Origin of the sequence: Mesorhizobium sp. M4A.F.Ca.ET.020.02.1.1 (assembly GCF_004022645.1) — a bacterium.
GTDB lineage: Bacteria > Pseudomonadota > Alphaproteobacteria > Rhizobiales > Rhizobiaceae > Mesorhizobium.
On the sequence record NZ_RZOI01000034.1, the window covers coordinates 1 to 19,617 of the forward strand.

15 protein-coding genes and 3 pseudogenes are annotated in these 19,617 nt (G+C 58.3%); 8 read left to right on the forward strand and 10 right to left on the reverse strand.

Going from position 1 to position 19,617, the window contains the following annotated elements:
* The 8 genes from EN742_RS04475 to EN742_RS04510 form a co-directional block, all read right to left on the reverse strand.
* Positions 1-1,092 (reverse strand): ABC transporter ATP-binding protein (locus tag EN742_RS04475; RefSeq protein WP_148670025.1); only part of this gene is annotated, 1,092 nt, incomplete at its 3' end.
* Between the two features lie 74 nt (positions 1,093-1,166).
* Complete coding sequence (locus EN742_RS04480; RefSeq protein WP_051695325.1) at positions 1,167-1,991, reverse strand: MurR/RpiR family transcriptional regulator; 825 nt, start codon at positions 1,989-1,991, stop codon at positions 1,167-1,169.
* A 149-nt stretch (positions 1,992-2,140) separates the two neighbouring features.
* A complete protein-coding gene (locus EN742_RS04485) occupies positions 2,141-3,619 on the reverse strand; it encodes a sulfatase-like hydrolase/transferase (protein WP_128332482.1) in 1,479 nt (492 codons plus the stop codon).
* Between the two features lie 79 nt (positions 3,620-3,698).
* Positions 3,699-5,000: a sugar ABC transporter substrate-binding protein gene (locus tag EN742_RS04490; RefSeq protein ID WP_029354766.1), complete on the reverse strand. Its 1,302-nt coding sequence runs from the start codon at positions 4,998-5,000 to the stop codon at positions 3,699-3,701.
* A 24-nt stretch (positions 5,001-5,024) separates the two neighbouring features.
* The gene (locus EN742_RS04495; protein ID WP_189375176.1) at positions 5,025-5,849 is read right to left on the reverse strand and encodes a carbohydrate ABC transporter permease; all 825 of its coding nucleotides are present in this window, start codon (positions 5,847-5,849) and stop codon (positions 5,025-5,027) included.
* Positions 5,850-5,934: 85 nt separating this feature from the next.
* On the reverse strand, positions 5,935-6,813 hold the full coding sequence (locus EN742_RS04500) for a sugar ABC transporter permease (RefSeq protein WP_128240987.1): 879 nt from the start codon (positions 6,811-6,813) through the stop codon (positions 5,935-5,937).
* Positions 6,814-7,191: 378 nt separating this feature from the next.
* The gene (locus tag EN742_RS04505; protein ID WP_095521232.1) at positions 7,192-8,205 is read right to left on the reverse strand and encodes a glucosamine--fructose-6-phosphate aminotransferase; all 1,014 of its coding nucleotides are present in this window, start codon (positions 8,203-8,205) and stop codon (positions 7,192-7,194) included.
* The gene (locus EN742_RS04510; RefSeq protein ID WP_128332484.1) at positions 8,202-9,074 is read right to left on the reverse strand and encodes a BadF/BadG/BcrA/BcrD ATPase family protein; all 873 of its coding nucleotides are present in this window, start codon (positions 9,072-9,074) and stop codon (positions 8,202-8,204) included. The genes EN742_RS04505 and EN742_RS04510 overlap by 4 nt, the downstream gene beginning before the upstream one ends.
* Before the next feature lie 43 nt (positions 9,075-9,117).
* On the opposite strand from EN742_RS04510, the gene EN742_RS04515 reads away from it, so the two are divergent.
* Both EN742_RS04515 and EN742_RS04520 read left to right on the forward strand, forming a co-directional pair.
* Entirely contained in the window at positions 9,118-9,510 is a 393-nt protein-coding gene (locus tag EN742_RS04515; protein ID WP_128332485.1) for a hypothetical protein, read from the forward strand.
* Positions 9,437-10,264, forward strand: coding sequence for a MurR/RpiR family transcriptional regulator (locus EN742_RS04520; RefSeq protein WP_128332486.1), 828 nt, complete (start codon positions 9,437-9,439; stop codon positions 10,262-10,264). The genes EN742_RS04515 and EN742_RS04520 overlap by 74 nt, the downstream gene beginning before the upstream one ends.
* Here EN742_RS04520 and EN742_RS04525 read toward each other — a convergent pair.
* Positions 10,261-11,478 carry a D-arabinono-1,4-lactone oxidase gene (locus EN742_RS04525; RefSeq protein WP_164783573.1) on the reverse strand — a complete coding sequence of 406 codons (1,218 nt, stop codon included), beginning with the start codon at positions 11,476-11,478 and terminating at the stop codon, positions 10,261-10,263. The two genes, EN742_RS04520 and EN742_RS04525, sit on opposite strands and share 4 nt — an antisense overlap.
* Before the next feature lie 1,805 nt (positions 11,479-13,283).
* Positions 13,284-13,586, reverse strand: coding sequence for a hypothetical protein (locus EN742_RS04530; RefSeq protein ID WP_127313414.1), 303 nt, complete (start codon positions 13,584-13,586; stop codon positions 13,284-13,286).
* Between the two features lie 11 nt (positions 13,587-13,597).
* Between EN742_RS04530 and EN742_RS04535 the strand changes: the two genes are divergently transcribed.
* From EN742_RS04535 to EN742_RS04560, 6 genes and pseudogenes are all read left to right on the forward strand, one after another.
* Positions 13,598-16,645: an N-6 DNA methylase gene (locus tag EN742_RS04535; RefSeq protein WP_128332487.1), complete on the forward strand. Its 3,048-nt coding sequence runs from the start codon at positions 13,598-13,600 to the stop codon at positions 16,643-16,645.
* A 188-nt stretch (positions 16,646-16,833) separates the two neighbouring features.
* Positions 16,834-17,148, forward strand: a pseudogene (locus tag EN742_RS04540) (hypothetical protein); the annotation flags it as partial.
* Positions 17,149-17,204: 56 nt separating this feature from the next.
* Positions 17,205-17,702 (forward strand): annotated as a pseudogene (locus EN742_RS04545) (IS110 family transposase); the annotation flags it as partial.
* A gap of 252 nt (positions 17,703-17,954) precedes the next feature.
* Positions 17,955-18,239, forward strand: a complete 285-nt coding sequence (locus EN742_RS04550) for a hypothetical protein (RefSeq protein WP_245492252.1) — start codon at positions 17,955-17,957, stop codon at positions 18,237-18,239.
* Between the two features lie 46 nt (positions 18,240-18,285).
* Complete coding sequence (locus EN742_RS04555) at positions 18,286-18,825, forward strand: hypothetical protein (RefSeq protein WP_128332489.1); 540 nt, start codon at positions 18,286-18,288, stop codon at positions 18,823-18,825.
* A 411-nt stretch (positions 18,826-19,236) separates the two neighbouring features.
* Positions 19,237-19,617, forward strand: a pseudogene (locus tag EN742_RS04560) (IS5 family transposase); the annotation flags it as partial.

Here is a 19,617-nt window from a genome sequence, read left to right on the forward strand (position 1 = left end):
TGCCTGTTCAGCGTCGATGGTCAGTCCCAGATTGTCGCCGTCACGCAGTGATCGCGCGCGCTCGGCGGAAATGCGGGCGACGAACTGAGCGCCGGCCTCGGCATCGACAAAGACGTGAGCGTCGATCCCTGCGTGCTCAATGCGCGTGACGCGAACCGGCAGGGCTCCTGGATGATCCTTCTCAGCCAGGGTCGCATGCTCGGGGCGGAAGGCCAGCGTTCCGGCCAGCCCGGATCCGAGCGCATCGCGAATGATGATCCTGCTGCCGCCGATCATGAGCGCGCCGCCTATAGGTGCGGCCACTGCCAGCTCGTTCAGGAATGGCTGCGCCAGGAAGCGCGCTACGTCTAGATCGACGGGTTCGCGATAGAGATCGGCAGGGGCTGCGACCTGACGGAGTTCGCCGCCAAAGATGACTGCGACGCGGTCTGAAAGCGCTGCCGCCTCGGCCTGGTCATGGGTAACGAAGATAGTCGTCGTTTCCATTTCCTTGTGAAGCCGTGCGATCTCGCCACGCGTATGGATGCGCAGCGCTGCGTCCAAGTTTGCCAAGGGTTCGTCCATCAGGAAGATCTTCGGCTTGCGCACCATGGCGCGTCCCAAAGCCACGCGCTGGCGCTGCCCGCCCGACAGCGCCGACGGTCGACGCTCGAGCAGCGCGTCGAGCTTGAGAAGCCCTGATGTCTGCCGGACCCGCTCCTGGATCGAGCGTTTGCGTTGGATGGCTCCGGGCAGCAGCGCGCCAATCACAGGAAGCCGTTCCAAGCTGCTTAGCTCACGCATGACCAGCGGGGCAGCAATGTTGTCGTGCACGCTCAGATGCGGATAAAGGGCGTAGCTCTGGAACACGAAGGCTAGGTCGCGGTCCTTCGGCGCCACCGCGTCCAGCCCCCTGCCGCCTGCACGCACATGGCCCTGGTCGGCACGCTCCAGCCCCGCGATGATCCGAAGAAGCGTTGATTTACCACACCCGGACGGCCCCAGCAGTGTCACAAACTCCCCCGCAGCAACCCTTAGACAGATGCCGCGCAGGACATCAATCGCGCCAAACCGCTTGCCGATGTCGTCGATGTGAAGGTCTAACGCTGCCATTCCGAGTTCCCTTTCGGTGGGCGTGACTTCTATCGGTGCTTTATTTCATTTTCGTGACAATATGGAGTTTAATTTCATTTGGCAACCGGTTTATCCATCGCCTTTCCGAGCGCCAGCATGAGGCTTTCGATCACAAAGATCTTGCCGATCGTCGATGTTAGGGTGCCGCCGATCGGGTGGTCTTGAAGGCCGGAGGCCTGCAGGGTGAAGTCAGCCGCTTTCTCGAGCGGGCTGCGGGCGCGGTTGGTGATGGCGACGGTCAGTGCCCCCGCAGAACGGGCGCCCTTGAGGAACTGGACGGTGTCAACCGTGAGGCCGGAGATCGAAAGGCCGATCGCAACGCATCCGGGACTAAGCCCGCTGGCGACTTCGTGAGCCATGTTGGAATTCCTGAACGCAAAGGCCGTTAGCCCGACACGCAAAAGCCGATAGGCAAGCAGTTCTGCCGTTATACCGGACATTCCGGCGCCGTAGAGGTCGATCCGTCTGCTTGCCGCAAGCGCGGCGGCGACCTTCGCGAGAGTTTCGGAATCGGCATTGTTGTGTGCGATGCTGAGGTTTTGCGCCATGGTGTCGTGCAAGGATTGCAGAGCGCTATCCGCAGTTCCAGCAGCAGTAGGAGGCAGTCCCGGGCGGCCAATCTCGGCCGCCAATGCCAGCTTGAAGTCGCGGAAGCCGGAAAAGCCTATCTGCCGGCAAAGCCGCAATATGCTCGCTTCACCACTGGCCGCGAATTCACCTAGCTCCGCGACCGATTGGTGCAGCACCTTTTCCGGGTTTTCCAGAATGTATTTGGCAATGCGAGCGAGCGCATTGGGCAATCGATCGATGTCGTCCTGCAGGCGAGCCAAGATGCTCTCGTGCGATGCCGCTTTCATTGCAGGTGAGTTGACGCTCATTTCCACAATCCTCACCCCTTATGAATGAAGGAAAGAGCAGCGAGATACCATAAATTATCGAACAATTTCTGGACAATCGACCGAGGGCGGCCCCAAGGTCGCGAGAACAATGCCTCGCTCGTGACCGTCCTGGCGTCGGTCCGCCAAGGTCAATAGTCCTCAATTCTCTCCGGGCCGGATCCACTTCTAAGCATCATTGCGGAAAAGCTGCGGCCTAATAGGTCGTATTTCAACCCCCTGTGATGGTGGCTATCCCATAGGTCATAATGCTCATTGGGGTCCTCTTTATGATCGAACAGCTCTCCTATTCCAACATCGTGATATACATTTAGTTTGTGACGTCCATCATAGTACATCGATGCGCGAGACCCTCGGCTGCCGCGGAACCTGAGGGAGTTGTGATACTCACTGACAACGTATGGCTTATGGCAATCCAGTGAAGTGTTCCCAAGCAGCATCTGGTCGAGTGACAGCCCCTGCATGGCCTTTGGGACCTCAAGCTCCGATAACGAGAGCAATGTGGGCGCAATATCGACCAGCTCGACAAGTGCATTCGACACGGATCCTTGGGCTGGGCTGCCAGGCACGGAAATCACAAGTGGGACATGCACCACACCCTCATAGAACCGGCAGCCTTTGTAGAGCAGGCCGTGGTCGCCCATCATATCACCATGATCGCTCATGAAGACGATGATCGTGCGATCCAGCTGGCCGGTTTCCGTCAAAGTGTCTAGTATCCGGCCGACCAGATCGTCCACCTGTGCCACCTCGGCGTGATAGGCCGCTCTCATCTCCCAAATATTGAACTTCGTTGGTGGCGCTTCATGCGTAGGTCCTGCCAATTCGTCGTTGTGCGCCTCACCCGCGTCTGTTGCTGCGTGCCAAGGATCCACCGCGAATTTCGCTTGCTGATCGACTCGTTCAAATTTCTTCTGGTGCTCGAGATCAATCGGCTTGAACGCAGGATCAGGCATATCATTTGGATTGAACCGGCTGAGGTAGTCTGGCGGGGGATTGAGGGGCGGATGAGGCGCGTCGATGTTAACGCCTAAATACCAACTACGATCAGAATGCATCTTGATGAAGCGCTCAGCCCGATCGCCTGCCCAACGCGCCTGCCGATATTCTGCGGCTGGTCCCGGACCATAGTGTTGGTCAAGATAGGGTTTGAAGTAGGCTTCGGGATTGATCCCTTTTGACCACATCCACGCATGATAGTCGTGGTTGCCTGACCACTCCGGAAATGGCTCAGGGCTCCAGTAGAACTCGGCAAATCCATCATCGGGGCGCTTTTCTATCATGCCACGTGTGGCAGACAGGTGCAGCTTTCCTATGTGCCCTGTATAGTATCCGGCGTTCGCCATCAGTTTTGGGAGCAAAACGAGATGCGAAGGAAATGTGCCGGCGCCGTTCTGATGCACTTGGTGTGCGATCGGATACAAGCCTGTCAGAAAGCTCGTTCGGCTCGGCGTGCAGATAGGGCTCTGACAATACGCACGGGCGAATGCCGTGCCCCTCGCCGCCAGGCGGTCAATATTGGGAGTCTGCGTGCCTTTGAACCCTAGGCACTGCAAGGTGTCCCAACGCTGCTGATCGCTGCAAATCCAGACTATACTAAAGTTCCTCAACTCTCATCCCACGCGCTATGAAGGTTCAGTTCGCGCGCGCACCGGCGCGCAAAACCGCGCCGGTGGCGACGTGTAACGGCTATTTCAGGTATCCAGCGCGCTTCACGATTTCGACCGCATCACCTTGAGCATCGTCCAACGCAGCCTCTGGGCTCTTGCTCCTGACAACCGCTTCTTGCAGGGCACGGCCAAGGCGATCGCCGATCTCCTTGAATTCTGGAATGCGAGGATAATACCACTCGGGCGCCCCGCGAAGCGTTTCTGCATACGTTGCCGCAAACGATCCATGGCCATAATCATAGTCATGTTTCGCACGGATTTCCGGATCGTCCCACAGCGATGTCCTGGTGATGGCGACAAAGGTGCTGTCGAGCGAAATCCGCTTCATGAGATCTTTACTCGTCGCCCATTGAAGGAAGGCCGCTGCAGCTGCCTTGTTTTCTGATGCAGCTGGAATGACATACGCCTGTCCCGCAAAGGGCGGGAACCTCCCACTTACGCCGCCAGGGGGCAAAGCAAACCCAAGCTTGCCGACGACCTTCGACAGCTTGGGATCGAGAATGCGACCTGCGGTGGGAGCGCCTTCGACAGTCATAGCAATGCGGCCCTGCTGCATCGCGATGACAACATCATCGAAGGTTGCTGAGATGCTCCCAGGCACAGTGAAATTGGTCATCACATCCGTGTACCATTTCAGCGCCTCCACCGCAGCGGGCGAATTTACCGTGGGCGTCAGATCCGCTGGTTCGTTCGCAAAATATTTACCGCCAAAACCATAAAGAACCTGGCCCCAAAACCATATATTCTCGCCAGTATCCGGTTGACCCCGTAGCGCCGTGCACTGAATGTCTGCCTTTCTCAGCAGATCACAATCATTACGGAACTCTTCCCACGTTTGCGGTGGCTGTTTGATTCCGGCTTTCTCGAACAAGTCGGCACGATAATACAGGAGCTGTGTCGCCGCGAAATGCGGAAATGCCAGCTGTTTGCCGTCCTTATTGTAGAGGCGCAGCACGGGAGCGATGAAATCCTGTACGTCCGCACTCTTCATGTCTATGTAATTATCGAGCGGCTCCAGGATATCGCCAGATGCGTATCGCCCGAACTCCTCGCTCCCTAAGTATACCACGTCGTAACTATCTGAACGCGTTAGGAGCTCGACCGACACTTTTTGAACGGTCGGCGCATAACCGAAGAGATCAAACTGCACTTCAGCGCCAGTCTTCTCTGTGAATTCGTGCGCGAATTTTTTGAGCTCCAAATCGTATGCCGAGTTTGTCGATAGGACCTTTATTTTCACGCCGTCATAGCGCTGCTGAGCCGACGCTCCGCCGCCGACGGCAACACCTAATGCAACAGCAAGAATTCCAAGACATCTCATTGCTTTTCTCCTTGAGCTAGCGTTTCACCCTTTCACGGAACCGGTCGTTGTTGGGCCGGCGACGTATTTTTTTACGAACGGCACGAACACCACGATCGGGACCAGCATAAGCACGCATGCGGCTGCCGCCTTGCCCCAATCGGTCCCCTCAAATGGGATGAAATTCAGTATTGCGACGGCGGCAGTTTTCGCGTCATCGCGTGTCAGTGTCAGCGCGAAAAGAAACTCATTCCACGAACCAATAAATATCAGTATTGCTGTTGCCATGATACCAGATTTGGCGATGGGTATCGAGATGAGCGTCATCGTCTGCAGCGTTGACGCGCCGTCTATCATCGCGGCTTCTTCAATTTCACGCGGCACTTGGTCAAAAAACGCCGACAAATACCATATCGCAAGCGGAACCGCGAACATTGTGTTGACGATGATCAGCGCAATCTTCGTGTCGACGAGGTGTACTTGGCGAAAAAAGAGAAAGTAGGGGATGATGTAGATCATCGCTGGCGCCGCCCGGAGTGCCAACACCAGCGTCAATAGCCTTCGCATCGCAGTTTTCCGCAAATGAGAGATGCCAAAGGCTGCCGGGATCGAAAGCGCCATGGTCAATATGATGGTGCTGCATGAGACCACAATTGAATTGATGAGCGCGGAAGAGAAGTCCTTGTCAGCAATTATCGCGGTATAGTGCTGAGCGGATGGCTCCCCCACGATCACGGGCGGCCATTGAAACATCTCGGTCGGCTGCTTGAGAGATGTCGATAGGGTCCACAATATCGGCGAGAACAGGAATAGCGCAAAGGCAGCGGAGACAAGGTATCCGTAGATGCGACGTCCGAGGTCCCGACGCATGGGCTCACCTCCCAACGCGAGGGGCCGAGATTTGGCGAGTGGATGATATTCGGAGATGTGACGTCCAAAGTATCGATGCATGGGCTTACCTCCCAACGCGAGTGGCCGAGATTTGGCGAATAGACCAAAAACACACGCCGACGATCGTTGTTGTGAATGCCACGAGAATTGCGGCGGAATAATCTAGATCGAGATATGTAAATGCGGTCAGAAAAGCGTAGAAGTTTAGGGGTTCAGTCGCCCCAGCCGGCCCGCCACCTGTCAACACGAAGATCACGGGGAAAATCCCAAGGACCTCTAAAGCTTGAAACACGGCGACGGCTCCCATCGCAGGTATGACAAGCGGTATGGAAATATGCCATTGCGCCTGGGCCCAACTTGCTCCGTCGAGGTTTGCCGCCTCATAAATCTCGTCTGGGATCGAGTCCAAAGACGAGAGAAGCAGCAAAGCAACGATGGGAACGCCAAACCAAATCGATACGATGATCACCGAGATCAGCGCTGACGTTTTGCTTCCAAGTAAGTCAGCTTCGAAATTGTGACCGAACAAGCTTGCGAGATAAGACAAGCCGCCGACACCAGGAATGAGGAACAGCTTCCACACAATTCCGCCTACCGCTGGCGGAACTACGGACGGAAGCAGGAAAGCTGCTCGCATCCACCGTGTGCCAACGAGCTTTTCCTTAAGCGCTATTGCCAACGCTAATCCACACAGTAATTGGAGGACGACGGGGACGACGACCAAAATGAACGTAACCAGCGCGGCGTTGATGAACCGACCGTCGGACAAGAACCGCGCGTAATTGTAAAGCCCGATAAAGCGCGTCTTTTCCGGGAAGGCTATGTTGAAGTCCCCGAACGAGAGGGCAACGACAGCTGCAATCGGGACGAGCGTCGCGAGACATAGGAACCCGATCGCGGGTGTAATGAGCGCCGAAGACACTTTAGGCCGGGAAGATGCCATCGTCCGTTAGTCCTGGAGTTATTTATTCTCGCCCTGAATGGGTCCCCAAGCTGCTGTCAGCAATGCTAAAGCGAGCTTCAGTAAGCAGAGGGCGTCACGATGCAGTGTTCCCCGTGGTGAGCTATTCGCGGCCGTCGACGTGATGAAGTGCCGAGACAATTCCACGGTGTATAGTTTTATTGTAGGGTTACCTTTCCAAGTTTCATACGCCTTTGGAAACAGAATGCTGCGTAGCATGGAAATCGGCAGGTGAAGCACGACGCATTCTTGCCCGTCAACGGCCTCGAGACAGCGGGATCACTGCCACTGGCTCGCCATTGCTGTCTTGATCAGGGCCAAGAAGGATGCCCGGAACGTGTCATCTCGTGACGCGCGTGCTCAGACCCGGGGCTCCGATTCATTCACGGTCACCTTTGTGTCATTTTGGCTATAACGAAATTGGGCATCAGTAAGTCCGGCCGCGTCGGACAGTTCTGCGGCTAGCAGCTGAGCGGGCAGGATGTCCACGATTGATCGTCCCACACGGTTCTGCAAAGATGGCACCTTCACAACTGCTAGGTTTTTGGCGTCCTGAGGCGACTCGCTTGCGGTTACCAGAAGAACTGCACAGCCGATTTCAGCCAATTCCTGCGCCAATCGCACTTCGCGGCCGTCACCAAATATCAAAATCCCGGTTGCCTGATCCATCGATTCCATCGGGCCGTGCAAGTAGTGCAGCGTGTCTGCGACGCCGGTGGGCACCCTCGCAGCCTCGCGAATGAGCAAACAAGCCTCGCCCGCCGTACCCAAAGCCGATATCGCGCCAACGCAATCGATCGCCCGCTGGTCATGAAACATTTCTCCAATGCGTGCCATCTTTTTCGCAGAGGTTTCCAAGACCTCGCTTGCTATCAGAGGAATGTCGTTCCAATTGAAGCTGTCTTCACCGCAGAGCGCATCTATCAGCAGCCCGCCTGCCAGCAGCGAGCCTGTGTAGCCGGTGCTCGACGGCAGTGAATCCGGACCGGACTCGAAGCGAAGTGCTGCCGAAGCGGTGCGTGACAGCGGGTCGTTGCCTCCGCTTGTAATCGCGAGGGATGGTAACGTGCTGTGGATGGTGAGTGCAGCGATTGGCTCGATGCTTCTTCCTCCGACAGAAAAGACTATGATCGCGTCGCCAGGGTCCCCCGGCTCCATGAGATCGACTGCGCGCCAAGTATTTGCTCGTCTGCCGCGGCGTTGCAGCTCACCGGCCACTACCCCCGCTGCCTCGTAACTCGCGCCTATTCCTGTAACGACGACAGTCCCCTTTTCAAATGGCGCGAGATCAAGGTCGCGAAGCTGCGTTCCGACCACTTCCAAGGTATGGCGAAACTGATTGGGTTGACGGGCGATCGTTGACCTGTAAATCATTGGATATCCATATGTTGAGAGACAATTGAGGTCTCTGGGCCATCCCCGGCACTGCAAAGTTGCCGCGCCAAGACGCAGGCGCCTAAGACCGGCGGCTTGTCGAGGAAGGTGACCGCCACTGTCGCCCCGAAACGATCGGAAATTTGATGGGAGAACGCATTGGCTAAAAGTGGCTGGGCGAGGATGACCCCTCCGCCTGCCACCACGTCTTTGTCGGACACGCCCGCCAACTTCAGGTGGTGAACTAATTGGGTCAGGGCCGCTGCGCCCTCGTCAATAACGCGCTTAGCCAACGACGAGCCTTCATTGGCTGCGTAGAAGATAACGGGTGCGTGTCGCCCCAGAGCCGAGGCACCGCCTTCCTTCGCGATAGCGGTGCCGATGTTCGTGGGGCTATTCAGTCCAAATGTCTCACAAAGCGCTTCGACAAGCGGCTCTGACCTTGCCCCTCCGAGGTCAATGTGCCGTCGCACTGCTCGACCAGCCTCACGTACTAAACCGGGAGCGCTCCCTTCGTCTCCGATTGCCCAGCCCCAACCGCCTGCGACATGCATCCTGCCTTTCTGGTCCCGAGCAACGGCGATTGAGCCAGTTCCCGCGACGACACCAATTCCGCTGGAAAGCCCCATGGCTAGGGGAAATAGCTCTGCATCGTTGACGACCCTCAACGGGCAGGCAAAATGATTGGAAAGTGGTTTTTGCAGGATGGCACACTCGGCCTCATCATCACATCCATGAGAGCCAATCGCGATGCCGTTGGGAGTGGCGCCATCCGCAAATCCGCTGATTAGCGCGATTAGTCCAGGAATATTGTGGTCATAGGCTCCACAACGCCATTCACTGGTCCTCACCACCAAGTCGCGGCCCATGCCCTGTTCCAGGCAGCTTCTCAAATGCGTTTTGGTGCCTCCGATGTCGACACCAATCGATATAGAACCCGTCTCGTCATCTCTGTTCGCATTCGTGCCCAGCGGCCGCGGTCCCAGTCTCTCGCTGAAGGAATATCACTTTTTTTTCGTCTGCGAAAGATGGTTTTTTTCATCATGCGCGACTCTCTCCCCGCGCGGCGATGATGGTCAAATGCCGTGCAAAAAGGCTGGCAGGCGGCTGGGGGCTCTAACGAAAACAATGTTCACGGCTTGGCAATCTGCTGAAAAATTCCTATTGCTTTCACTGCCCGTGTCAATCAAGCCTAGGGAGCTGGAGCTCGGCGACATCAAGGGAATCGTAAATGCAGGAAAAGATCTTGGCGCGCTTGCGTTCGTCTCAGCCCAGCCTCAGTCCGGCGCTCCTTCGCATCAGTGAGTACGTCCTTAACGATCCCGCGAAGGTCGTGAACCAAACTATCACGGAGGTTGCTGACGGATCCGGATCGAGCGAAGCGAGCGTCTTGAGGTTCTGTAGAGACATCAAATTTTCGAGCTTCCAGCGTTTCAAACTGGCATTGGGGATCGAACTCTCCACTCACCAGACAATCAGACACGCCAGCCCGTCTGGTGACGTCATCGACGACACGCTGTCGACGGCCATCACCGCGCTCAAGCAGACAACGGACCTGTTGAATCACGCCGCTCTCGAATTGGCGGCAAAACAGATCATACGAGCAAAAAGCATAGATCTGTACGGGTTCGGCGGCTCTGCGAATGTGGCCCGATACGCGCATTACTTGTTTGTTCGATTCGGACTGGTGTCGCGCGTGCTGGACGACCCACATCTCGCCGTCATGAGTGCAGTGAATCTCGGGCCGAAGCAAGTCGCACTGGCAATTTCGGAATCTGGCTCGAGCAAGGATACAATCAACTCACTTATGGCGGCCAAGGCGGCTGGCGCATTTACCATCGCAATCACCTGTCATATACGCAGTCCGATCGCTGCCAACGCGGACGCTGTACTGGGAGCATCCTCAACAGACACGCCCATCACGCGAGGAGCATTCTCCAGGGTCGCTGGACAATATTTGATCATCGACATCCTCGCCAACATGATCGCTAAAGATGGCAGCAAGTTCCAGGCGGCTATGCAGCGAACCGCAGAAGCCACCATAGATAAAAGCTTTTAGCCGAAACGTTCGCGCAGGTAGTCGTTCAGGAAGCGACCGTCCGGGTCGAAGCGAGCCCTTTGAGAAATAAAATCCCCGTATCTTGGGTACAAGGCTTCGATCTCGGACCGGCCCAGGCTGTGAAGTTTGCCCCAGTGCGGACGACCTTTTACCCAGGAAAAGATTGTCTCGCAATCGCGGATGAAATCCCAGTAGTCCTCTCCTGCTGCGCCGGACACCGATATCATTGCGGTCTTCCGCTCAAAGTATGGACTCAACCAAATATCGTCAGCCGCCACGGTTCTATACTCAACCGGGAATATCTGCGACGGATGCTTCGTCTGGATCAGCTTGCGTATTTCACGCAATACCGCCGGACCGTCCTCGTAGGGCACCGAGTATTCGCATTCGTTATGGTTCGGCATCGGAATTGAACCCGGAAATATCCGATAGCTGGGCCCTATTCTCTCGCCGGCCTGTGCTTCGACAGCTGCTGACGGCTGAGTTGTGACGTTCAGCGTTCTGATTTCGCAGACATCAGCTTTACTGCGCGTACGACCAATGCCAGACGTGTCGGGCAGGCTGTATAACGATGCCGAGTGTTCGGTCGGGCACCAGAACACGCGGAGGCTCCGGTTTTCCTGACATAGCTGATCCAAATGATTCATGCATTCTTCAAAATCCTCACGCCATATTTTGTCATGAAGATCAAAAGCAGGAACAAGCTTCATCGTGACGGAAAGCACCACGCCAAGCATTCCGAGACAAACTTTCGCAGCGTTGAGGACATCGATGTCTTGCGAAGCATCGAAATTGGCGATGGATCCATCGCCCATCGCTATCCGCATTCCAATTATCGGGCCCGCTAAGCATTGCAAACTATCGCCGCTGCCATGCGTACCCGTCGATACGGCCCCGCTCATCGTCTGCAGATCGATATCGCCCTGGTTGGGCAATGCCCAACCAGCAGAACGCAGTTCAAGGCCAACGTCACAAATCCGCGTTCCGCCGCGGAGGGTTACGCTGCCGTTGGTTGGGTCGATATTTTCGATCCCTGTTAGACGCTCCGCGGAGATTAGAACTCCGTCCGTGGGGACAATCGGCGTATAAGAGTGCCCCGTACCCACTACGCGGACGCGCAGATTGGTTGAAGCTGCTGTCTTGATCGTTCTGCAGACGTCATCGTCCGAACTTGGCATTTCGAAATGCTTCACCCGACAAACCTGATTGCTCACCCAGTTCCGCCAAATCATGCTAGGGCCGAGTGTCTGCGCTCTGGTCTCTGAAGAAGGCAATGGAGTTCTCCTTGCGTGTGTTTTCTCGCTGCTAGGTGCTGGGGCAGCCGCCTCGGCCCGCCAGAATAGGGTCGTCACGCTGTGCCCAGCGCCGACTCATTTTGGCAGGCATGACGGATATCATCATCGACCTAGATACAAAAGAAGATTATCTCCATTATAACTCGGTGCCCCGGCAGACCGACCATTGGCGCGGGGCAGCGGTGACCGCTGGTGGTCCACACTTGCTTCTCCCGTCGATGCGAACGGAAAATTATCGTTTCAGAGCCTTCACCCCACAAGAGCCGACGACTGGCACCGGCCGGTTGCGTCGGGCCTCACCACGTATTTCGTGCGAGGCTTTCGCCGAAGGACGCGTATGCTGTCTTGTGCACGTCAATCAGCCTGTTGGACAGTTCTGGCTCTTGGCCCGGCGGCCTTGCAGTGCAGGAGCGTTTGGCGAGTCCTGGCCCCAGCTCTTGACCTTGTCCTTGAGCGCGCCATGCCGAAGCCTGTAGCTCGGATAGGCCGTCATTCGCGCTTGCCAGACATGAGCGAGGCGCAGGCGATCGTCACGCTGATCCTAGATGCCGTGCGGAACCACGACCCCGTTCATTACCGCTCGCTTGAAACCACACGCTAACTCCCTGCGCTGAGTGTAGGTGATTATGGAATTCGCGGAGCGGCAATAGTCATCGTAGGATTACAACGTTGGCAACACTTTGCGACCTGGCAACACGGCTACCTCTTGTGATCGGGGGACTGCTCGACCGCGAGACCAACCTCAAGCGCGGTAGGTTCCGGGAAGAAACCATGACCGACATCCTCACGGGCGCGCTGGCCGCGTTCGCCGGTCCAGAGCTCGTCATCTCCTACCCGATCGAAAAGGACACCGGGGGTGATCTTGATCTGCGGTTCTGGAACGTGTCTGAGGGTCGCGACCTTTGGGTGCGGATCCAAGCCAAGCGCCTAAACGCCGCCGTGGTCCAAAACAAGAACCGCTCCTACAGCGAGCTGCTGCATAGGCCCTCGCCCAAGCATGACTATCAATTCCGCACCCTGCGGGACACGCCCCCGCCGTGGGTCCCACTTTACCTCTTCTACAATCATGCGAGTGTGACGATGGACCCTAACTTCAGGGGGCTGGTCCCCTCTGTCAGCGGGGCGAACCTAGCCTTTGCGAGCGACATCGCCGCCGAACTGGAGGCGAAGCTCGCTGGTGCCAGTGGGACGCCGAAAACGGGAGCGCTTAACAAGCGTCTTTCCCATCTGCGGCCTCATCTCTTTTGCCTCGAGGCACTACTTTGTCCTCGGAGCACGGTTCGGAGCGAGACGGTTCCGACACCTGATACGGTCTCTGCCTCCCTGAGAGAGCGATATGTTCGTAGCGCCCCTGCCAGGCCTCGCGAAAGGTACGGGGACGAAACCTTCCGCCGGCTATCTGAACCTCATGAGCTCATGACAGCTGATGGGATTGGTCGGACTTTGCAGGACGGTCCGGCGGTACGTAATCGACCGGCAGCTCGATTACCCGTTAGTTACGTTCATCTCCGGTCGCACCGGAGACTCCCGTACGCCTGTCATCAGCGACGTGCCCTCACAGCGAGGCTGAGCTGGGGCTCGCCATTAATAGGGATTGGCTGGCTAAATTGGGGGGCGGACTAAAGACATTTGGGCCCAGCGGCCCATTTCAGGCAAAGCTTGCGTAGTAACTTTGCGCCTCATTTTGGCTCTGGTCGACTTCCAAGCACTTGACAAACTACTGGTCAATTCGTCGATCCAGCGGAGCGGAGGTCGGAAGAGAACCGCGTCGCGTGGAGCCGGTCCATCTCTGTGTCGAACCGGTGCCACAGAAGAACGCCCTCCTCACCGAGCATTTCGCTGTCGCGTTGGAAGCGGTTCTCCTCGTGCACGGCGTCCAGCGGATCGCGCCAAGGGAAGATTGCCGTGGCTTCGAGCTTGGCCAGTGTCGTTTCCAGACGCGATCGGATCGCTACCCGCTCTGATTGCGATAGCGTGTTGCGTTCGGCGTCGTCTTGCGCGAACAAGTCTGCTTGAGCGAATCTCATGGTGGCAACTTATGCTCTCGCGCATGCGGCGGCAACGGTACAGCCTCAAGCGGGAGGGGAAAGTGGCAAACAGTTGGCGCGGAGATCGTCTGCCCGACATCGTCCGATCGATGGCTTCCCGGCCACGACACGAGGCGTTGCGGGGCCTGATCACGGAACTGCTGCGAGAAGGCTTCGGCGCCGCGTTCAGCGAGTTAGAGCACGAGCGCTACCTTGTCGACAACAGTGGGCGGATCGACGTGGCGTGGGGCGCCACCGTGATCGAGCTGAAGAGCGATCTACGGCGCGAAGAGCGTGATGTCGTCGCCCGTATGCCCGACTATCTGGCCGATGCAAGCCGCGGCAGCGCACCTGGCCGTACCACCGTCGGTCTTGCCACCGACGGCGCGACGCTGCTCGCTTACACGCTGGATCTCGGCAGGCTCACGAGCATCGGCCGCTATGACGTCGACGTCGACCACCCCGAACGGTTGCTGACCTGGCTCGAGCCGCTGCTCTCGCCCGTTCCCGAGGTGATGCCGACACCGATCGCTGTCGCGCTCGCGTTCGGTCGATACAGCCTTGCCTTCGGCCGCGCGCACGCGCAACTGCAGCGCCTGTGGTCCGAGGTCGGCGACCATCCCGAAGTGCGGTTGAAGCGGAACCTGTGGGATGGGTTGCTGCGCCAGGTATACGGCGATGACGTGGGCAGTGATGCGCTGTTCCTCCAACACACCTATCTGACTATCCTCGTGAAGGCGATCGCGGCGCGCGTCCTCGATCTGGAAATTGGCGATCCGGCGGAGATGCTGTCGGGCCGGTTGCTGGCGAATGAGGGTATTGTCGGCGCCGTCGAGGCTGACTTCTTCGACTGGCCCCTACTCGCAACGGGCGGCGATGACCTGGTGCGTTCGCTTGCCGCCGAAACGATTCGTTTTCGCCTGCGCGATGTCAAGGTCGACGTGCTCAAGAGCCTCTACGAGAGCCTGATCGACCCCGACGAGCGCCACGACCTCGGTGAATACTACACCCCCGACTGGTTGGCCGCGCGGGTGGTCACGGCGGCTATTCCTCGCCCGCTGGAACAGCGGGTGCTCGATCCGTCCTGTGGCTCTGGGACCTTTCTGTTCCATGCGCTTCGCCGCCTGATCGAAGCCGGTCGGCAGGCTGGGGTGCCACCAGCCGAGATCGTCGAGACTTGTGCCGATCGCGTGTTCGGGATCGACGTGCACCCTGTCGCGGTCGCGCTCGCGCGCGTCACGTGGCTGCTGGCACTCGGCGATTTGGTACAGGATCGGCCGCCCACGCTCAGCGTGCCGGTTTATATGGGCGACTCGATGCAGTGGAACCTGCGACCGCTGGGCGCATCGGCCGAAGTGCTGGTCGACGTGCCGCCCAACGATCCGCCCCTGCGCATCCCCGCCGGCTTGGCGAGCGATCAACATCTGTTCGAGCGTGCGCTCGACGAGCTCAACCGCGGGCTCGACACGCTCGCCGAGCCGGAGGCCATTCGCCATGCCATCGCTCTCGCCGGCGCGACCACCGAGGACGCGGCCATGCTCGGCCAAACCTTCGCGCAGCTCAAGGAACTCTATCTTGACGGCCGCAACCACATCTGGACTTTCATTCTGCGCAACTTGCTGCGCCCAGTGTGGCTGTCGCATCCCGATCACCGGGCTGACGTCCTGATCGGCAATCCGCCCTGGATCGTTTATCGCCACCTGAGCGCGGACATGAAGGACCGGCTGCGCGAGGCGCTGCGGAGCTACAATCTCTGGGTCGGTGGCAGTCTGGCCACACAACAGGATATGTGTGCGCTGTTTTGGGCGCGCGGCGCGGAACGCTACCTGCGCGACGGCGGCGTGCTGGCGCTCGTTCTGCCCTATGCCGCGCTCAACGCTCCCGTGTTCGCCGGAATGCGCGACGGGGGCATGGAGCGCGTGCGGGTAGCGATCATCGGCGGTTGGGGTCTGGAGCGGGTGTGGCCGATCTTCGGTGCGCAATCCGGCAGCAGCACGACGAGCACCTGTGTGCTGTTCGGTGAGCGTGACCGTGCCGGGCCGCCGCCGGCGGAATTCGATCGCTGGGTAGGTGTGCTTCCACGGCGTGATGCCAGCGAGGCCGAGGCGGCCGAGGTGCTCGCGCATATGCGCGCGGCTTGGCCAAGGCCGAGAACGCTACTTGCTGCATCTCCATATCGGACACGCTTCCGTAATGGTGCAAGCCTCTTTCCAAGGCGCTTTGTTCTCGTGGAGTATGCCGCAGCCGGACGCCTGCAAAGCCGCCGCGATGCGCCGCGCCTGCGCGGCCGTGTTGGTAGTCTCGACAAGCGGCCGTGGACCGGCGTCGAGCCTCCCGAGGGCCCGGTCGAACGCATATTCGTGCGTCGAATTGCGCTGGGAGAGTCCGTCGCACCTTATCGGCTCCTCGACCTCGTGACGGGCGTGGTTCCGATGGAGAGCGGTGCAATCCTCACGGCGGCAAGCGCTGACGCACGAGGCCATCGTGGCCTTGCGGCGTGGTTGCGCGATGCCGAAACGAAGTGGAACGAGCATAGCAACAAGGGGGTAGACGGCGCGCCTCGTATGACGCTGACGCGGTCGCTAAACCACCTTCAAAAACTGGTGGCGCAGGCGGCGAGATCGCCGATTCGAGTTCTCTACACGAAAGCTGGAACGCGATTGAGCGCGTGCTGGCTAGAGGACGACGATGTGATTATCGACCACAAGGCCTATTGGTCGGCCGCCAACTCACTCGAAGAAGCCGCGTACGTTGCTGCCGTCCTGAACACGAGTATTGTGCTTGATCGCGTAAAGGACCTTCAGCCAGTCGGACAGCGAGATCCGCGTGACTTCGACAATCTCGTCTGGACGCTGCCTATCCCTGAATTCGACGCTTCCGAGGCACTGCACGTGGACCTTGCCGCGGCGGCGCTGCACGCTGCCGGAATCGCCGCCCGCATCGAACTACCCGACAGCGCGCACTTCACCGCCAAGCGGCGGGCGATCCGGCAAACACTAGTCGACGACGGCGTAGCGGAAACGATCGAACGCCTTGTCGACGCGCTACTTCCACCTTGACACCCGCACTAGAGAAGGTCCGCTATCGGAACCAATCCGCCCGTCCCCTGCCGTCCGCTCCGGGGCCTTATGCTGCCCCTTAGCCTGACGAATTGCAGAGTGCCGTTAAACCAAGTCATATAATTCGTGTCCACTTGCTATGCATTCGAATGTTAATATATTGTGCGTATGAGAGGTCGTAATTTGTCATAACCCACGCACAGCTCGCACATTCCACCGCGATCTCAGGCTTTGTCGATAGCCTTCAGGAGCCGCGCACGCCTTATATCTCGCCGAAACGCCTGTCGCAGGCGCTTGGCGTGAAGGTGGCCAATCTGGCGCAATTGACCGGCGTCCATCGCAACACGCTGCGCAACCCCTCATCTGAGCGCCTGCAGGGCAGGATGCGCGAGATGGTGAAGGTGATCTCGGCCGCGACGGAGCTCACCGGCGACGTCGACAAGGCAATCTACTGGTATCGCAATGAGCCGATCGCCGACTATGGCCATCGCACGGCGGCCGATAGGGTGCTACAGGGCTGAGCATGCTCGTCGCGTTGGTTGAGGACGAGGGGCACGACCTCATTCCCCCGCTTGCCCGATCGGCCCTACAGCAATTTCGTGAGGTGCACGAGAAGGTCGGTGAGCTGGACCGACAGATTCACATCTGGCATCGTTCGCACGAGTTGAGCCGTCGCCTCGAAACGATCCCCGGCATCGGTCCGATCACCGCCAGCGCAATCGTTGCGACCGTGACAGATGCTTCCCTGTTCAAATCCGGCCGGCAACTCGCGGCTTGGCTTGGCCTGGTGCCGCGACAGAACTCATCCGGAGGAAAGGATCGGCTCGGGCGGATCAGCAAGCAAGGCGATCCCTACATCCGTCGCCTTCTTGTTGTGGGAGCCCATGCCGTGCTTCGCTTCTGTCGTAAGGGCAAAGCGGCACCCACTCGCTGGGCTGCCGAGCTTCTGGCGAAAAAGCCGTACAACGTCGTTGCGGTGGCCTTGGCAAACAAGATGGCCCGGATCGTCTGGGCGCTGATGACTACGGGCAAGCGCTTCGCGGATTCACCGGCGTAGTGACGTAGTCGCAGAGGATGCACAGAGGTTGGTGAGGTGCTGATGGTGTGATGACCGACGGTCGAACCGGGATCGGAAAAACCCGCTCAGTGGGTGCCGCTCAAAAAGCGCGTTGACCTGTCTGGGATCCGATCCGCGGACTTCAAGGCCAGCGGCATGAACAGGCCGCACTCAAAGGCCGAATACATGCCTGCACCCGACCAACCTGTCATCAATGTCAGAAAGCCCTTGCCACACGGAGGCTGTCCATACATGCACTGTCTTCTCGGATCCGAGACCGGAAAGGCCGCGCTCGGCGATCTCGATCTTGGCGCCGACTGCGTGCGGCACGCACGAATGTTTTTCGACCGTCCCGACTATGACCTCGCCTCAGCAGTCCCGGGCAGCTTCGCGATCGCGCCCGCTCCAAAGATGGTGGACGCGCTCACGCGCGACTATGCCAATACGGCGGCCATGATCTTCGGCACTCCGCCGAGTTTCGATGACATTCTGGAATCAGCACGGCAGATTGAGCAGGATATCAACACCCATTCCTAGTCGCCTGGCCACGTCGCCGGGGCATCATCAAGGCGGTGTCGAGCAAATGGTCTGCTACTTCAAACCCGAGGGCATCGAAAAACATCACGCTGGCCGAGAGGACATGCATCGGCAGTTCGCTGAACTGCGGGATCGCTTTCTTGGTCGTAAGTATCAAACCGAGCGTGGCCACGAGTTCGAAATCACCGAGAGGGACACGGTCTTCGACGCGACGCTGACTATCCAGGCAGCATTGGCAGCCGCACAGCAGGCTGCGGAGGACGAGGATTTATTAGGCGAAGGCACCGCCGACGTGCCCCCTGTAGAGTCGCCTGACTGGCTTCTAACCAGAGAAGAAGTAGCCATTCTCCAAGAGGCCGGCGTCGAACTGGAAGATGAGTACGCGCGCAACCTCGAGCGCTTAATGGAGGGTCCTGCACAGTCTCCGTTTCGTCTCCCAACGCACCAAAAAGGCAACTGCGCAGAGCAAGCCTTCTATCCATCAATCTCCCTTTTCAAAATCATCATATCTCTGACCAACACTGCGATGTTTTTCGCGGCGGAAGGAGCCAGGCACAGTCATTTCCATGCGCAACAGCATTTCTAAGTTTCTCAGCTCGCCGGAACACGTCGGCGGCCGATGTCGCGCTCCGGGGGAGCTCTATTCCTTTTCGAACAATATCAGATTTGTCGCAGAACTGAGTGAATAGGATCTCGTCCACAAATCCATCATCACTCTTCGCATCGGCGATCACTTGAGAAATCTTCTTTCTTCTTTCGGCGCTAAGCTTCTCCAGCCAGCGGCCCGGCGTTTCGAAGCGTCTCCCTATCGCATCCGCCATGGACATCTCGAATGCTGTCACGAGAGCAAAGAGCGCTGCTCGCACTGGCAATTTCTGCATGTCTGAAATGCTGACGAGACCTTCGATCTGGCGTCAGGAAACAACTAGGGTCAGGACCCATTAAATTGTTGAGTTGAAGGAGCGATGATGATTCAAGGTGGCTGGAGGTGGCCACCATGGGTGATTTGTTACTGCTGTCGCCGACGCAGATGCGGCGGATCGAGCCATTCTTTCCACGCTCGCACGGGGTACCTCGGGTCGATGACCGACGGGTGCTGAGCGGGATTCTGTTCGTGATCCGTAACGGGCTGCGCTGGCGGGATGTGCCGGCCGCCTATGGTCCGCACAAGACGATCTACAACCGGTTCATTCGCTGGAGCCGGCTGGGTGTGTTCAACCGCATTCTGGCCGAACTCTCGGCCCGGGGCGGCGGCACAGACAAGCTGATGATCGATGCCACCCATCTCAAGGCGCATCGCACGGCAGCCAGCCTGCTCAAAAAGGGGCTCTACCCCGATGTATCGGACGGACCAGAGGCGGGCTGCACACCAAGCTGC

Coding starts and splice junctions, on each gene's coding strand:
- EN742_RS04480 (WP_051695325.1), bottom strand. CDS start 1,991: ATGAGCGTCAACTCACCTGCAATGAAAGCGGCATCGCACGAGAGCATC.
- EN742_RS04490 (WP_029354766.1), bottom strand. CDS start 5,000: ATGAGATGTCTTGGAATTCTTGCTGTTGCATTAGGTGTTGCCGTCGGC.
- EN742_RS04495 (WP_189375176.1), bottom strand. CDS start 5,849: ATGCGTCGGGACCTCGGACGTCGCATCTACGGATACCTTGTCTCCGCT.
- EN742_RS04500 (WP_128240987.1), bottom strand. CDS start 6,813: ATGGCATCTTCCCGGCCTAAAGTGTCTTCGGCGCTCATTACACCCGCG.
- EN742_RS04505 (WP_095521232.1), bottom strand. CDS start 8,205: ATGATTTACAGGTCAACGATCGCCCGTCAACCCAATCAGTTTCGCCAT.
- EN742_RS04510 (WP_128332484.1), bottom strand. CDS start 9,074: ATGGGCCGCGACTTGGTGGTGAGGACCAGTGAATGGCGTTGTGGAGCC.
- EN742_RS04515 (WP_128332485.1), top strand. CDS start 9,118: ATGTCGACACCAATCGATATAGAACCCGTCTCGTCATCTCTGTTCGCA.
- EN742_RS04520 (WP_128332486.1), top strand. CDS start 9,437: ATGCAGGAAAAGATCTTGGCGCGCTTGCGTTCGTCTCAGCCCAGCCTC.
- EN742_RS04530 (WP_127313414.1), bottom strand. CDS start 13,586: ATGAGATTCGCTCAAGCAGACTTGTTCGCGCAAGACGACGCCGAACGC.
- EN742_RS04535 (WP_128332487.1), top strand. CDS start 13,598: ATGCTCTCGCGCATGCGGCGGCAACGGTACAGCCTCAAGCGGGAGGGG.
- EN742_RS04550 (WP_245492252.1), top strand. CDS start 17,955: ATGCACTGTCTTCTCGGATCCGAGACCGGAAAGGCCGCGCTCGGCGAT.
- EN742_RS04555 (WP_128332489.1), top strand. CDS start 18,286: ATGGTCTGCTACTTCAAACCCGAGGGCATCGAAAAACATCACGCTGGC.